The following is a 481-nucleotide window of genomic DNA, read 5'->3' as shown; positions in this document are numbered from 1 at the left end:
CGGTGAACAGCTCGCACGTGGTCTGCAACCCGTTGAGTACGCCGGCCGGAATCGCGGAGACGAAGTCGGTCAGGCTGATGGCGTGCAGGGAGGTGAGTGCCGTGGCCTTCTGCGTGCCGATCAGCACCGCCACGGCGTCGCCTCGGGATGTGGTGATGGTGAACGAGTCGTCGCCGTCTCCGTATTGCCCCGCGCAGTCGGCTTGGCAGGCCCCGGTGGCGGGATCGATCTTTTCGTCGAACATGTCGTTGATCCACCCGGCGGACAGTTCGCGGACGGCCAGCGGGTTCTGCGGCTGCGGGAATCCGGCGATGGCATAGGCGGCGACCTGGATCAGCGGGTTGCCGCCCTGCATCGGGTCCATGTGCACGCCGCCTTCGAGGACGACGCCGGTGAACTGGCCCGGCCGCGCCTCCGTCAGCTGGTCGTTGACGTCGCTGAACACGTTGAGGAAGTTCAGCGGGGCGCCGATCTCGTAGAC

1 pseudogene is annotated in these 481 nt (G+C 66.9%); it reads right to left on the bottom strand.

What is annotated here, in order from left to right:
* Nucleotides 1–481: pseudogene (locus RM572_RS28905) on the bottom strand (hypothetical protein); the annotation flags it as partial.

Origin of the sequence: Streptomyces hazeniae, assembly GCF_031845485.1 — a bacterium.
GTDB lineage: Bacteria > Actinomycetota > Actinomycetes > Streptomycetales > Streptomycetaceae > Streptomyces > Streptomyces hazeniae.
Note: the sequence above shows the minus strand (reverse complement) of the source record. Positions and strands in the feature narration are given on the sequence as shown.